Annotated in this window: 14 protein-coding genes; 3 read left to right on the plus strand and 11 right to left on the minus strand. The window is 62.7% G+C overall.

The window, feature by feature from the left end:
* Positions 1 to 207: 207 nt before the first annotated feature.
* Positions 208 to 1,998, minus strand: a complete 1,791-nt coding sequence (locus tag AC3WRD_RS03455; RefSeq protein ID WP_102619712.1) for a flavin monoamine oxidase family protein — start codon at positions 1,996 to 1,998, stop codon at positions 208 to 210.
* A 223-nt stretch (positions 1,999 to 2,221) separates the two neighbouring features.
* Between AC3WRD_RS03455 and AC3WRD_RS03460 the strand changes: the two genes are divergently transcribed.
* Positions 2,222 to 3,628, plus strand: coding sequence for an adenosylmethionine--8-amino-7-oxononanoate transaminase (locus AC3WRD_RS03460; protein WP_102619711.1), 1,407 nt, complete (start codon positions 2,222 to 2,224; stop codon positions 3,626 to 3,628).
* Positions 3,629 to 3,698: 70 nt separating this feature from the next.
* Positions 3,699 to 4,418 (plus strand): 16S rRNA (uracil(1498)-N(3))-methyltransferase, encoded by a 720-nt coding sequence (locus AC3WRD_RS03465; RefSeq protein ID WP_102619710.1) that lies wholly within the window; start codon positions 3,699 to 3,701, stop codon positions 4,416 to 4,418.
* Positions 4,419 to 4,432: 14 nt separating this feature from the next.
* On the opposite strand, the gene trhA is transcribed toward AC3WRD_RS03465, so the two are convergent.
* The gene (trhA, locus tag AC3WRD_RS03470) at positions 4,433 to 5,050 is read right to left on the minus strand and encodes a PAQR family membrane homeostasis protein TrhA (protein ID WP_007953311.1); all 618 of its coding nucleotides are present in this window, start codon (positions 5,048 to 5,050) and stop codon (positions 4,433 to 4,435) included.
* Between the two features lie 141 nt (positions 5,051 to 5,191).
* Between trhA and AC3WRD_RS03475 the strand changes: the two genes are divergently transcribed.
* On the plus strand, positions 5,192 to 6,112 hold the full coding sequence (locus tag AC3WRD_RS03475; RefSeq protein ID WP_096817646.1) for a LysR family transcriptional regulator: 921 nt from the start codon (positions 5,192 to 5,194) through the stop codon (positions 6,110 to 6,112).
* A 37-nt stretch (positions 6,113 to 6,149) separates the two neighbouring features.
* Here AC3WRD_RS03475 and madM read toward each other — a convergent pair whose 3' ends face one another.
* The 9 genes from madM to mdcA form a co-directional block, all read right to left on the minus strand.
* Positions 6,150 to 6,914 (minus strand): malonate transporter subunit MadM, encoded by a 765-nt coding sequence (gene madM / locus AC3WRD_RS03480; RefSeq protein WP_096817644.1) that lies wholly within the window; start codon positions 6,912 to 6,914, stop codon positions 6,150 to 6,152.
* A 1-nt stretch (position 6,915) separates the two neighbouring features.
* Positions 6,916 to 7,332, minus strand: coding sequence for a malonate transporter subunit MadL (gene madL, locus AC3WRD_RS03485; protein WP_085709094.1), 417 nt, complete (start codon positions 7,330 to 7,332; stop codon positions 6,916 to 6,918).
* A gap of 66 nt (positions 7,333 to 7,398) precedes the next feature.
* A complete protein-coding gene (gene mdcH / locus AC3WRD_RS03490; protein ID WP_096817642.1) occupies positions 7,399 to 8,319 on the minus strand; it encodes a malonate decarboxylase subunit epsilon in 921 nt (306 codons plus the stop codon).
* Positions 8,316 to 8,936 carry a malonate decarboxylase holo-ACP synthase gene (locus AC3WRD_RS03495; RefSeq protein ID WP_102619709.1) on the minus strand — a complete coding sequence of 207 codons (621 nt, stop codon included), beginning with the start codon at positions 8,934 to 8,936 and terminating at the stop codon, positions 8,316 to 8,318. The genes mdcH and AC3WRD_RS03495 overlap by 4 nt, the downstream gene beginning before the upstream one ends.
* The gene (mdcE, locus tag AC3WRD_RS03500; protein WP_102619708.1) at positions 8,930 to 9,715 is read right to left on the minus strand and encodes a biotin-independent malonate decarboxylase subunit gamma; all 786 of its coding nucleotides are present in this window, start codon (positions 9,713 to 9,715) and stop codon (positions 8,930 to 8,932) included. The genes AC3WRD_RS03495 and mdcE overlap by 7 nt, the downstream gene beginning before the upstream one ends.
* Complete coding sequence (locus AC3WRD_RS03505; protein WP_102619707.1) at positions 9,712 to 10,563, minus strand: biotin-independent malonate decarboxylase subunit beta; 852 nt, start codon at positions 10,561 to 10,563, stop codon at positions 9,712 to 9,714. Before AC3WRD_RS03505 ends, mdcE begins: the two co-directional genes overlap by 4 nt.
* The gene (locus tag AC3WRD_RS03510) at positions 10,556 to 10,855 is read right to left on the minus strand and encodes a malonate decarboxylase subunit delta (protein WP_003229075.1); all 300 of its coding nucleotides are present in this window, start codon (positions 10,853 to 10,855) and stop codon (positions 10,556 to 10,558) included. Before AC3WRD_RS03510 ends, AC3WRD_RS03505 begins: the two co-directional genes overlap by 8 nt.
* Positions 10,855 to 11,727 (minus strand): triphosphoribosyl-dephospho-CoA synthase, encoded by an 873-nt coding sequence (locus AC3WRD_RS03515; protein WP_102619706.1) that lies wholly within the window; start codon positions 11,725 to 11,727, stop codon positions 10,855 to 10,857. Before AC3WRD_RS03515 ends, AC3WRD_RS03510 begins: the two co-directional genes overlap by 1 nt.
* Complete coding sequence (gene mdcA, locus AC3WRD_RS03520; protein ID WP_102619705.1) at positions 11,727 to 13,397, minus strand: malonate decarboxylase subunit alpha; 1,671 nt, start codon at positions 13,395 to 13,397, stop codon at positions 11,727 to 11,729. Before mdcA ends, AC3WRD_RS03515 begins: the two co-directional genes overlap by 1 nt.
* Positions 13,398 to 13,510: the final 113 nt, after the last annotated feature.

Here is a 13,510-nt window from a genome sequence, read left to right on the forward strand (position 1 = left end):
AACTACTGCTTGCATATCGCCCTCCAAATTTATTGAAGAACATAGAATCAAGCTGAGGCGCCCTCAATCGCTTCTTTCCTGTATTTCTGTGGGAAGCATCCGATACATCGCCGATGCATGTAGGACTGTGATGTTCTGTAAAAAACCTGCCCAAAATTCAGATATAAAAAACGCGGCCCTTGAGCCGCGTTTTTTTATGCCTGACGGTTACTGCGCCTTGGTATCGGTCGCTGCCGCCGGAGCCGGTTTGGCGGCTGGCTTCTTCGCCGGCTCAGCCTTTTTCGCTGCAGGTTTGGCCGGGGCCTTTTTCGCCTCGGTCTTCGCCGCAGGTTTCTTCGCTGCTGGCTTGGCTGCCGCTTTCTTGGCTGGCTCGGCTTTCACCGGGGCCGCTGGTTTCGGTGCTTCTACCGGGGCTGGCGCAGGAGCCGGGGTCGGTGCAGGCGCTGGAGCGGCTGGAGCAGGTGCCGGCTCTGGCGCTTTCACTGGCTCCGGTTTCTTGTCGTCGTCCGAACCGCCGAACAGGTTGGTGAAGAAGTTGCCTTTCTTCGCCGCCGTGGCCGCACCCGCTGCGCCTGCCGCCGCTGCTGCGGTGGCCGCTGCCGGGCCGACCTTGATCGGTTCGAAGGATTTGCCCGCCGCCAGGTCTTCAACCTGACTGGCCGCACGCTGACCGGTGCGCAGTGCGCCTTCCAGGGTGCCCGGGTACAAAGTGTCGGTGTGCTCGCCGGCAAACGCTACGCGTTGCAGCGGACGTTCCCACAGGCGCCAGAATTTGCTGATCTGGCCAGGACCGAAGGCCAGGTAGGAGCCGCCAGTCGACGGGTCGGTGCTGTAGCGACGGATTTCATAACCGGTGAACGAGCCACGGGCCTGTGGATAAAACGTGTGCAGACGGATCAGCACCTGATCGACCATCTGCTTGTCGCCGAAGGCCTGCATCACACGGGCGTTGTCGCCGGACAGGTTGATCACCACGTTCGCGCCGCCCTTCAGGGCCGGCTCGATCCACAACATGCCCAGACCGGTGTTGCTGTAGATCTCGCCGGACATCCGCGCCTTGCTTTCCCACACTGGCGTCTTGAATTTCAGCATGATCTGGTCGCGCCAGCCGTAGTTGGTGCCCTTGATCGCCGCCAGGTGCTGGGCGTCCAGCGCCGGGGTCAGCTGGATCTTGTTAAGCGCGCGCAGTGGCACGGCCAATACGACGTAATCCGCCGAATAGCCAACGCTGCCGACCTTGACGGTCACGCCGTCCTTGTCCTGGGTGATGGCGGACACCGGCGAATCGGTCTTGATGGTTTTCAGCTGCTTGACGAAGGCCTGGGCCAGCACCGGGCTGCCACCGACCAGACGCGAAGCGCGCAGGTCACGGTCGGACACGCCGCGATAAACCCGGCTCTGCTGCGCGAAATACAGCAGCGACAGGCGCGAAGGTTCGTCGTAGTGGGTGCGGATATCCTGGTTGATCAGCTGACGCGCGGTGGCTGGCAGGTTCTGCTTGTCGAGCCAGCTCGACACGTTGATCTGGTCCAGGGCGTGCAGGGTGTTGGTCGCGGCCGGGTTCTGCGGATCGTCAATCGAACGCGCCAGATCGTCGCGGGTCTTCTCGTAGGCTTTCAGCGCCTGGGCGGTGGCCGGTTGCTTGGTGGCCAGGTCGGCGGCGGAGAAATACTCGCCGTCGATCAGGTAACCCGGGGTCCGCACGAATTCAGGGGCCGGCGTGGTGCTCAGCTTGAAGGTCGACACGTATTTGTTAAGCACCGGCTGAGCCTTGTCGTTGCCGATCCACTCGCTGGTGGCCATGCCCGAGCGACCGCCCAGGCTCGGCTTGGCTTCCAGCAGCGTCACCTGCCAGCCCTTGTTCTGCAGTTCGTAAGCCGCAGTCAGGCCCGACAGGCCGCCGCCGATCACGATCGCGGTTTTATCCTTGGCCAGCGCCGTAACGCTAAACAGCCCCAACACCACAAGCGCACAGGCGCGCAGCCAACCGACAGACATTCAGCGAACTCCGGAAAAACACGTAGGAAAAAGCAGTTTTGCGGGTCAGACGACCCAAAGAACCGCGAAGAATACGTCAGCCATCAAAACGCCGCCAGCAACGTCTATCGGCCCATACAAAGTAGCTCAATCGACACAATGGGTTGTCCCGACGCGACGCATTGCATAGGCTTGCGCGATTGTTTGCCCGCGCCTGACGCGAGCCGCCTCGAGGAGACTGAACATGGGCCTGAACAACCAGTGGATGCAACGCGATCTCGCGGTGTTGTGGCATCCCTGCACCCAGATGAAAGACCACGAACAGCTGCCGCTGATCCCGATCAAGCGCGGTGAAGGCGTCTGGCTGGAAGATTTCGAAGGCAAGCGTTATCTGGATGCCGTCAGTTCCTGGTGGGTCAACGTGTTCGGTCACGCCAACCCGCGCATCAACCAGCGCATCAAGGATCAGGTCGATCAACTGGAACACGTGATTCTGGCCGGTTTCAGCCATCAGCCGGTGATCGAGCTGTCCGAGCGTCTGGTGAAAATGACGCCAGAGGGCCTGAACCGGGTGTTCTACGCCGATAACGGTTCGTCCTGCATCGAAGTCGCGCTGAAAATGAGCTTTCACTACTGGCTCAACCGCGGCCAGTCGAACAAGAAGCGCTTCGTCACCCTGACCAACAGCTACCACGGCGAAACCATGGCGGCGATGGCGGTCGGCGACGTGCCGCTGTTCACCGAAACCTACAAAGCGCTGCTGATGGACACCATCAAGGTGCCGAGCCCCGATTGCTACCTGCGCCCCCAAGGCATGAGCTGGGAAGAGCATTCGCGCAACATGTTCGCGGCCATGGAACAGACCCTGGCGGAAAATCATGACAGCGTCGCTGCGGTGATCGTCGAGCCGCTGATCCAGGGCGCCGGCGGCATGCGCATGTATCACCCGGTCTATCTCAAGCTGCTGCGCGAGGCCTGCGACCGTTACGGTGTGCACCTGATCCACGATGAAATCGCTGTCGGTTTCGGCCGTACCGGAACGATGTTCGCCTGCGAACAGGCCGGCATCCGCCCGGACTTCCTGTGCCTGTCGAAAGCCCTGACCGGCGGTTATCTGCCATTGGCGGCGTGCCTGACCACCGACGAGGTGTACAGCGCGTTCTACGACGATTACCCGACCCTGCGCGCCTTCCTGCATTCGCACAGCTACACCGGCAACCCGCTGGCCTGTGCAGCGGCGCTGGCGACGCTGGATATCTTTGAACAGGACAACGTGATCGAGAACAACCGGGCGTTGTCACAGCGCATGGCGTCGGCCACGGCGCATCTGGTGGATCATCCGAACGTGTCCGAAGTACGCCAGACCGGCATGGTGCTGGCCATCGAGATGGTCAAGGACAAGGCCACGAAAGAAGCCTATCCGTGGCAGGAACGTCGCGGCCTGAAGGTGTTCCAGCATGCGCTGGAGCGTGGCGCGTTGCTGCGTCCGCTGGGCAGCGTGGTGTATTTCCTGCCGCCGTACGTGATCACCCCGGAGCAGATCGACTTCCTCGCCGAAGTCGCCAGCGAAGGCATCGACATCGCCACCCGCGACAGCGTCAGCGTGGCGGTGCCGAAGGATTTCCATCCCGGTTTCCGCGATCCGGGCTGATCTAAATTACTTAAGTTGACGGCTCGTTCCCATGCTCTGCGTGGGAGCGATCTAACCAGAGAGACCCGAAATGAGACTGTCCCGCTTCTTTATCGACGCCCCGCTCAGCATTGGCGACCACGAACTGCCGGAAGCCCAGGCGCATTACATCAGCCGCGTACTGCGCATGGCCGAGGGCGATGCGGTGCAGCTGTTCGACGGTTCCGGCCATGAGTTTCGAGGTGCACTGCTGGAAGTCGGCAAGAAGCGCGTGACGGTCAGGATCGACGAACAACTCGCCGGCCAGGTCGAGTCGCCGTTGCAAATCCACCTCGGCCAGGGCCTGTCCCGGGGCGAGCGGATGGACTGGGCGATCCAGAAAGCCACCGAACTGGGCGTCAACGAAATCACCCCGATTTTCAGCGAACGCTGCGAAGTCCGCCTCAAGGATGAACGCGCCGACAAACGCCTGCTGCACTGGCGTCAGGTAGCGATCAGCGCTTGCGAGCAATGCGGTCGTTCGCGGGTGCCGGTGATTCATCCGCCGGTGTTGCTGGCCGACTGGTTGAAACAGACCGAAGCCGAACTGAAACTGGTTCTGCACCCGGTGGCCGAACCCTTGGTCAGCCACGCCAAGCCATCGACCCTGGCGTTCCTGATCGGCCCTGAAGGCGGCTTGTCCGACGCCGAAGTCGAGCAGGCCAAAGGCAACGGCTTCCACGCCGCCCGCCTCGGCCCGCGCGTGCTGCGCACCGAGACCGCGCCGGTTGTGGCGCTGGCGGTGGCGCAGCAACTGTGGGGTGATTTCTAAACCTGTGGGAGCGATTACAGGACGTAAAACAGAATCGCCACAAAATGCAGCAGGCTCCCGGCGATCACGAACAAATGCCAGATCCCGTGGGCATGCCGCAAGCGATGATCGAGGGCAAAGAAGATGATCCCCACGGTGTACAACACGCCGCCCGACGCCAGCCAGGCAAACCCCGCCGTCCCCAGCGCCGCGATCAGCGGCTTGACCGCCACCAGCACGATCCAGCCCATCACCGCGTAGATCACGATCGACAGGATCCGCGCCTCGGAGCGCGGCTTGATCTCTTGCAGGATGCCGATCAGCGCCAGTCCCCAGACAATCCCGAACAGCGTCCAGCCCCACGGCCCGCGCAGGGTCACCAGGCAGAACGGCGTGTAACTGCCGGCGATCAGCAGGTAGATCGAAAAGTGATCGACCTTCTTCATGATCGCTTTCTTGCGCCCGCGCACGCTGTGGTACACGGTGGATGCGCTGTAGAGCACCAGCAAAGTGAAAGCGTAAATCGCCACGCTGACGATCTTCCACGGGCTGCCGTCGAGGCTGGCAATCACCAGCATCCAGACGCCCCCGACAAACGCCGCTATCGCCCCGACCAGATGCGTCCAGGCGTTCAGTTTTTCTCCGTGATACATGTGTCGCACACCTCGATTTCATTACCGCAGCGCGCAAGGCTCGGGCCTTGAGCGTAAAAGCGCAATGTTTCCGTTCAACGCGGGCCTGCGCCTGTCCTGATATTTGGGCACAATCGACCGATACCAAGAAGAGTCCGCGCCATGCTGATCGACGAAGAATTGACCCTGAAGAAACTCGAGGTGTTCCTCGCCTTCATGCGTACCGGCAACCTCGCCCGCGCCGCCGCCGAGTTGCAGACCAGCAATGTCAGCGTGCACCGCGCGATCCATTCGCTGGAAAGCGCCCTGCGCTGCCCGTTGTTCAAGCACGAAGGACGCAACCTGACGCCGCTGGAGAGCGCCTATGTACTCGAAGAGCGGGCGCAGAAGCTGATTCAGGACGTGGTCGAAAGCGTGCGCCTGACCCGCGAAGCCGCCGGGTTCTCGGCCGAACGCTTCAAGCTCGGCTCGCTGTATTCGCTGACGGTGAAGACCGTGCCGCAGCTGATCATGGGCCTGAAGATCCGCCGCAGCGAACTCAACATCGATCTGATCCTCGGCTCGAACATCGACCTGCTCTACAAGCTGAAAAACATGGAAGTCGATGCGATCCTGGTGTCGCTGGACGACAGCGTCAACGACCCGGACTGCGAGCAGATTCCACTGTTTTCCGACGACATCTTCCTCGCCACCCCGGCCGATTCCCGCTTCGCCCAACGCAGCGAAGTGGATCTGGCGGAGGTGCGCGACGAAACCTTCATCACCCTTACGCAAGGCTTTGCCACCCATCAGGACGGTATTCGGGTGTTCCGCCAGGCGGGGTTCGAGCCGAAGGTGGCGATGCAGGTCAATGACATCTTCACCCTGCTGAGCATGGTCAGCTCCGGGGTCGGTTATGCATTGCTGCCGGGGAGGATTGCGGCGGTGTACGAGAACCGGGTGAAGCTGATTCCGTTGCAGGAAAAGTATCGGTTGCAACAGCACATTGGCGTGGTGTTCCTGAAGGCCAAGGAGCGGGATCCGAATCTGCTGGCGTTGCTGGCGGAGTGTCGGATGTATGCCAATCGCCAGACCACCCAATGATTGCTCCCACGCTCTGCGTGGGAGCAATCTTCAGAACCTAGCCAACAATCCCGCGCACGATGAAGAACAACAGCGATGGCCCAAGCAGGCACCCAAGCCCGGTGTGAAACGTAGCCGTCAACGCCCCATAAGGCACCAACCGCCGATCCGTCGCCGCCAACCCGGCAGTCACGCCACTCACGGTCCCGGCCAACCCGCCAAACACCATCGCAGAGCGCGGATTGTCGAGGCCCATCCAGCGCGCCGCCACTGGCGTGCCGACCATCACCAGAATCGCCTTGATCAACCCGGTGGCAATCGACAACGCCATTACATCCGAGGTCGCGCCAATCGCTGCGCCGGTCACAGGCCCGACGATATAAGTCACCGCCCCCGCGCCGATGGTGGTCATGCTCACCGCATCGCGGTAACCGAACGCCCAGGCCATGCACGCGCCGACTATGAACGGCAGGATCGTGCCCAGCAGCAGCGCGATCACGCCAATCAACCCGGCCTTCTTCGCCTCGGTCGCCTGCACCTCGAACGCCGTGGCAACGATGGCGAAATCCCGCAGCATCGCGCCGCCCATCAAGCCGATGCCGGAGAACAGCGAAAGATCCGCCAGGCCTTTCTGCCCACCGGTCATGGTGCCGCCAACCCAGGCCAGCACCAGGCCGATGACGATGGCGATCGCCGAGCCGTGAATCCGCCCGAACGTCAGGCGTTTGGAGAGAATCACCGAGACCCACATGATCACGCCGACGAAGGCGAACGCGGTGACCAGACCGTTGTGCTCCAGACCTTTTTCAATGAGATCCCACATATCAGCGACCTCCTACGGGCGTGCCGACCGGGGAGACTTCCGCCGGTTCATCGGGCAACGGTTCGCCCTTGTGGGTACGGCTGATCAGCGCAATCGTGCAGCCACAGACCACCACCGAACCGATTGCCGCCAGCACCGCCACCGGGCCGCCGTGCAGGGCGGTGACGACGTTCTGTTGCGCGGCCATCGCCACCACCACCGGAATGTACATGGCGCCCCAGAAGCCGACGCCCATCTCGCAGTCCTTGGTCATGCCGCCGCGTTTCTGCATCCACAACCGCGCGCAGATCAACAGGATCATGGCGATGCCGACCCCGCCGACGTTGGATTTGACCCCCAGCAGCACGCCAAGCAGGTCACCCATGATCACCCCTGCCAGCGTACAGATCGCCAGCAGCGCCACACCGTAAATAATCATTGTTGTAGTCCTCAAAGTGCATCGTCGAATGTTGTTTTTGTTGTTCGAAGCCTGAGTCGCGGCGGTCTAGAGTCGGCGGCCCTCCTCTTCACGCAACAGCGCCTGCAAGGTGTCGAGCCGGGCACTGTCGAAGGCAGTGACAGTCCCCTGTTCGAACACCCGGCGCGCCAGCCCGGTCAGTACCGCACCGGGCGGCAGTTCGATCTGTAGACGTACGCCGCGCTCGTAGGCGCTTTGCACGGTGCCGCGCCAGTCCACCACGCGGCACATGTTGAAGGCGAGGTCGTCGCGCAGCGCTTCTACCTTGGTCACAGGCCTTGCGCGGCTGCCGCTCAGGTAAGCGATTTTCGGTGTTTTCAGTTCAACCCTGGCGAACGCCTCGGCGAGGGTTTGCGCAGGCTTATCCAGCAACGGGCAGTGCGACGGCACGCTAACCGTCAGACGTTTTGCCAGCCCGGCGCCACGACTGCGCGCCAACTCGGCGACCGTTTGCATTGCCTTGTCGCTGCCGGCAATCACCACCTGGTTATCGGCGTTGATGTTGGCCAGGTACACCGGTGTTTCTGCGTTGTGTACCTGAGCCAGCAAAGCTTCGACTGTGGACAATTGCAGACCGATGATCGCGGTCATGCCGAAGCCCTGTGGATAAGCCTGCTGCATCAGCTCACCCCGCAGGCTGACCAGATGCAACGCATCGCTGAAGCTCAACGCTCCGGCAACCACGGCTGCCGGGTAGGCACCGATGGACAGGCCGGCGACGTAATCTGCGGTGAGTCCGGCCTGCAACAACTGCCGCGAGGCCGCGACCCCGGCGATCAGCAGACAGAGCTGAACCGCCCGGGTGCTGCGCAACGCTTCGCTCGAATCCAGCCGCAAGACATCTTCACCGAGCCCATCACTGGCCTCGATCAGTGTTTCCCGAGGCAAACGCTGGAGCATGCCGGGCTGCTGCGCGCCTTGGCCGGGAAAAACCAGCAGGCTGCTCACGCTGCCTGCTCCTGCGGGTTCCATGGGTCGCTGACCAGACAGGCTTCATGGGCACTTTTCAGCAGCACCCGCGAAGCATTCCCGGCCCATTCGCGCAGCGCGACGGCACCGAATGGTGTCTGCAATTGCAGGTCGACCCGGCAGGCTGCCTGATCGAAAATCGCCACCAGTTTGCGCGCCTGATTACGGGTCATCAGTTGCGGCGCTCGCAGGATCAAGTCGAGATCGCTGCGCTCGTGCATCGCCGTAAATCCACTGGCCAGCTCAAACCCGACGCTGCCACTGATGCCCCAGATCCAACCGCAATCATCGAGCACCGGCCGCAGTTGCCGGAGCGCCTGCATGACCGGTAGATCACGCTCGCTCTCGACATGACAAAGGGCTTCCGGGCTGACCCGACAGGCAATCGAATCGATGGCCATGAACGCCGCCAACCGCTGCTCGCGCAACACACCGCGTACACCCACCGCCACGAATCCCTCAGCACTCAACGCCCGCCGCACCACCACCGGTTGCCCAGCAGCCAGCGAATCAATCGCCCACTGCGGCGCATCCGCCGGCAACTGCGCCGGCGTCATGCCCCACAGCAGGTCGTGGGCGAGAACGCTGTTCACCACTGCGCCCTCAGCAATTCACGTACGCGGCTGGAGGCTTCGCGATTTTTCGCGCCGAGACGATTGCTCAAGTCAGTCGCGGCAACATCGCCGATGGCTTGCTTCAGGCATTCGCCGACCCGCGCCAGATCCTCCGCCGTCGGCTGTTCGATCTGCTGCACCGACAGGGTTTCCCAGAGCAAGCCGAGGCTGGCGTAGCTGTCGATGTCATAGGCCATCGGCGGCACGCTGGAGGCCAGAGCTTCCAGTTCTTCGACGCTGCGCAAGGTCACCCGCGCCGCCGAAGCCTTGCCCATCGCATGCACCATCACCCCCGGATCACGCAGGGCGATCAAGCGATTGGCCTGATAACCGTGAGCCAGAAATGCCCCCGACATGGCCTTGCCTACCAACAATGCAATCACCGGATGCCCGGCCAGACGAGCGCGGGCGTAAGCGTCCGCCGCACCGGCCAGAGCCTGATGAATGCCGAGAGCTTCTTCGCGACGACCGTAGGCCTGGCTCGGCACATCGACGATGGCGATCAGTGGGCGCTTTTGCGTTTTGTCACGGTCGGCGGTGATCGCGTCATCCACTGCTTTGGCAAGGCCCCAACCTTCGAGCAAACCGACTTCACCGTTGCGAGCGCGAGGGAAACGGTTTTCCGGATCGGCGACCACCGCGATAAAGCGCCCAAGTGGGCCGTCGGCGACCTTCAACGATGGCGGTAAACCTTCAACCACATTCGCGCCAGCGCTCAAGGCGTTGAACCAGTTCAAACCGCGCACGGAATAACCGCTCATGAGCGCTCTCCTTGATACAGATCGCGAACCACCGAAGGCTCGATTTGCTTGTCAGTGTCCAAGCTCGCCAGACGTTGCAGGAACCATTCGGCCCGCTGGCTGCGCGGTTGCAGCGGCAAGCCTTGTTGCAGCAACTCGCCGACCTGCTGGCGAATCCGCGCCACGTCATCGGCGACATAGCGATCCACCAGGCCACTGGCAAACCGTTGCTCGCCACCGGTCAGGCTCCAGATGAAGGGCCGGTCGCGGGAGTCGTATTCCTCGATCCCGGCTTCCTGCTCGATCACCTGCGGACCGTTCAGGCCGAGGCGTGCTTCCTGGGTCACCAGCAAATAGCTGCACAGCGCGGCGGCAATCGACATGCCGCCAAAGCAACCGACGCTGCCGGCCACCACGCCAACCACCGGTTGGTATTGCTGCAAATCGACAATCGCCGCGTGGATATCGGCAATCGCCGCCAGTCCGAGGTTGGCTTCCTGCAAGCGCACGCCGCCGGTCTCCAGCAGCAAAATGGCACAGGTCGGGATCCCTTTGCGGTTGTCTTCAGCCGCCAGTTCCAGTGCGCCGGCGATTTTGGCGCCGCCGACTTCACCGAGGCTGCCGCCCTGAAACGCGCCTTCAATCGCCGCGATCACCACCGGCAAACCGTCGAGGCTGCCCTTGGCGATCACCACACCGTCATCGGCCTGCGGCACCACGCCCTGACGTTCCAGCCACGGCGACATGACGCGTTGAAACGGGTCGAGCAATTCGCGGAAAGTACCGGCGTCGAGCAAGGCTTTCGCCCGCTGCCGTGCGCCAAGTTCGACGAACGAATGTTTGTGCAGAAGCGCTGAGGTGTCAGTCATGGCCGATCTCCTCGAAGCCTTGTTCCAGACGCAGGCGCACCACGCCCGGGGTCGCGCCGAAATCGTGGATATCGATGGCCATCGCCGGCGGTGTGGTGCCGTCGAACATCCGCGCAAACAGATGCTGCCAGCGCTGCTGCGCGCCGTTGACCGAGGTCTGCACGTTGATCGTCAACTTGCCTGCCAGTCCCGGTTCGATCAGCACTTCCAGATCGCCGGAACCGACACATCCGACCAGCGCCCGACCACGTGGCGGCTGCCCGGCGGGGAATTCAAAAGATAAGGTTTCCATCAAAACGCTCCCTGAAGGATGCCGTCGCACTCGATCCGGTCGAGCAACAACGTGGCGGCGAGCAAGTCGGCGGCGCCACCGGGCGAGGCATTCAATGCGATGAGTTGTTGATCCAGTTCGTGCAAGCGGCGGCGACCGGTGAGGCTGGCGCTGCCACCGGCGTCGAGCACTGCCTGGGCGCCGTGCTGCATGGCGTGCAGGCCCGGTTCGCCGGCGCGGTACAGGACGCAGGTGTCGGCGAGGTCGGTCATGATCGCGAGCAAGGCATCAAGCCGGGCGTTCTGTTCGCCATGGCCGGCGGCGCGACTGCGTTTGAGCTGCGGCAGGCCACGCTGCAGCACGGACGGGAAACCGAGTTGCGCTTCTTCCCGGGCACCGCGAGCGCCATAGCGTTGGGCGACCTGGGCGCCGTGGCTCAGTGGACGCGGCGCATAACGGTCATCGAGCAACGCCAGACGCGCAGCGCGCAGAGTGACGGCGCTGGCACAGGCGGACTTCGAATCCAGCGCAGCGGCCGTGACCAACAGGCCCAACGCCCAGATCGCCCCGCGATGGGTGTTCACGCCGTGGGTGGTGGCGAGCATGGCTTGCTCGCCTTCCCGTCCGATACGGCCGATGGCTTCACGCAACGGCAAGCCGATCTCGCCGAACTCAAGCGCGGCCTCGGCCATTTCCTTGAACGCCGGCCACAGCGCCAGCGCCGAAGCGTGCATCAATCCCAGGTGCAGATCGGTATGCGCACCATTGCCGCGACGGTCGACCAGCGCCGGTTTCGGCGACAGATCGGCTTCGTCGATCAGCGCGTCCACTGCCAGGTCCGCCAGCCGTTCCGCGAGGGTGATGGTTTTGGGTTGCAGGTTGAGTGCGTGCATTACCAACTCCTGAACTTGGCGGGCGGGTTGTAGAGGCCGCCGGACCACTCGACCAGATCGGCAACGCTCTTCGCCGCGAGCAATTCGCGGGTGGCGTCGGTGCGACGGATGCCGAGGTCTTCGGGCAAGGCGATCAGGCCTTCGCGGCGCATGCGTTCGGTGTCTTTCGGGTTGTGCCGCAGGCCGATGGCGGTGACGCCGGCCACCGCTGCGATCATCGCCTGACGCTCTTCCAGCGAGCGCGCCTTGTACAGATAGGCGATGCCCTCTTCGGTGAGCAAGTGAGTGACGTCGTCGCCGTAGATCATGATCGGCGCCAGCGGCATGCCGCTTTTCTTCGCCACCTCCACCGCATCGAGGGTTTCGACGAAGGTCGGTTTGCCGCCCTCCTGGAAGGTCTCGACCATTTGCACCACGAGTTTCTTGCCGCGTTCGAGCATCGGTTGCTGCGAATCGTCATGACGCATGTCGAGCCAGGCTGGAGTGCCGTGACGGCGACCGCGTGGGTCGTGCCCCATGTTCGGTGCGCCGCCGAAACCGGCGAGGCGACCTCGGGTAACGGTTGAAGAGTGGCCGTCGCCATCGACTTGCAGGGTTGCGCCGATGAACAGGTCCACCGCGTACTGCCCGGCCAGTTGGCAGAACATCCGGTTGGAACGCAGCGAACCGTCACGCCCGGTGAAGAACACGTCTGGCCGCGCGGCGATGTAGTTTTCCATGCCCAGTTCGGTGCCGAAGCAATGCACGCTTTCGACCCAGCCGCTTTCGATGGCCGGGATCAGCGTCGGGTGCGGGTTGAGCGTCCAGTTGCGGCAGATCTTGCCCTTGAGGCCGAGGGATTCGCCGTAGGTCGGCAGGATCAGTTCGATGGCCGCGGTGTTGAAACCGATGCCGTGGTTCAGCGACTGCACATTGTGTTTTTCGTAGATCCCGCGGATCGCCATCATCGCCATCAATACGTGCACAGGCTTGATGTGACGCGGGTCGCGGGTGAACAGCGGTTCGATGTAGAACGGCTTGTCCGCCACCACCACGAAATCCACCCACGACGCAGGAATGTCCACACGGGGCAGTTCGCTGACGTCGTCCACCAGTTGATTGACCTGGACGATGACGATGCCGTCGCTGAAGGCTGCCGGTTCGATCAGCGCCGGGGTGTCTTCGGTGCTCGGGCCGGTGTAGATGTTGCCGGCACGGTCGGCCATGAACCCCGCCGAGAGCACGACGTTGGGGATCAGGTCCACCACCAGCCGGGCGTAGAGTTCGATGTAGGTGTGAATCGCACCGATTTCCAGCAAGCCGTCTTCAAGCAATTGGCTGATGCGCAGGCTCTGGGTGCCGGCAAAGGAGAAATCGAGCTTGCGGGCGATGCCGCGTTCGAACAGGTCCAGATGCTCGGAGCGGCCGACACTGGGCATGATCATGTGCAGGTCGTGGAGTTTCTCGGGATCAGCCTTGGCCAGCGCACGGGAAAGGAAATCCGCCTGTTTCTGGTTGTTGCCCTCCAGCACCACACGGTCGCCCGGATGGATCAGCGCCTCAAGCGCCGCGACGATCCTGTCGGTGGGCAACACCGCACCGTCGGCCAACCCGCGCACCTTGTCGAGGCGACGCTGCTTCTCGTCGCGCCGCCGCGTCCAGCGCGAGTCGGGGGAAATTGTTGTTGTCATGCTCACTCCACGGGGTTCGCTGTTGTGGAGCTACCTTAGGAGTGTCGGGTGGGGGCATCAATCAAGCGCGGTGGTGAATCATTACGGCTAGCGTAACGATCAAGAGCGGCCCT

Source organism: Pseudomonas sp. FW215-R2 (assembly GCF_058789255.1).

Bases quoted from the DNA above. Each gene is read 5' to 3' on its own strand.
- AC3WRD_RS03455 (WP_102619712.1), bottom strand. From the start codon at position 1,998: ATGTCTGTCGGTTGGCTGCGCGCCTGTGCGCTTGTGGTGTTGGGGCTG.
- AC3WRD_RS03460 (WP_102619711.1), top strand. From the start codon at position 2,222: ATGGGCCTGAACAACCAGTGGATGCAACGCGATCTCGCGGTGTTGTGG.
- AC3WRD_RS03465 (WP_102619710.1), top strand. From the start codon at position 3,699: ATGAGACTGTCCCGCTTCTTTATCGACGCCCCGCTCAGCATTGGCGAC.
- trhA (WP_007953311.1), bottom strand. From the start codon at position 5,050: ATGTATCACGGAGAAAAACTGAACGCCTGGACGCATCTGGTCGGGGCG.
- AC3WRD_RS03475 (WP_096817646.1), top strand. From the start codon at position 5,192: ATGCTGATCGACGAAGAATTGACCCTGAAGAAACTCGAGGTGTTCCTC.
- madM (WP_096817644.1), bottom strand. From the start codon at position 6,914: ATGTGGGATCTCATTGAAAAAGGTCTGGAGCACAACGGTCTGGTCACC.
- madL (WP_085709094.1), bottom strand. From the start codon at position 7,332: ATGATTATTTACGGTGTGGCGCTGCTGGCGATCTGTACGCTGGCAGGG.
- mdcE (WP_102619708.1), bottom strand. From the start codon at position 9,715: ATGAGCGGTTATTCCGTGCGCGGTTTGAACTGGTTCAACGCCTTGAGC.
- AC3WRD_RS03505 (WP_102619707.1), bottom strand. From the start codon at position 10,563: ATGACTGACACCTCAGCGCTTCTGCACAAACATTCGTTCGTCGAACTT.
- AC3WRD_RS03510 (WP_003229075.1), bottom strand. From the start codon at position 10,855: ATGGAAACCTTATCTTTTGAATTCCCCGCCGGGCAGCCGCCACGTGGT.
- AC3WRD_RS03515 (WP_102619706.1), bottom strand. From the start codon at position 11,727: ATGCACGCACTCAACCTGCAACCCAAAACCATCACCCTCGCGGAACGG.
- mdcA (WP_102619705.1), bottom strand. From the start codon at position 13,397: ATGACAACAACAATTTCCCCCGACTCGCGCTGGACGCGGCGGCGCGAC.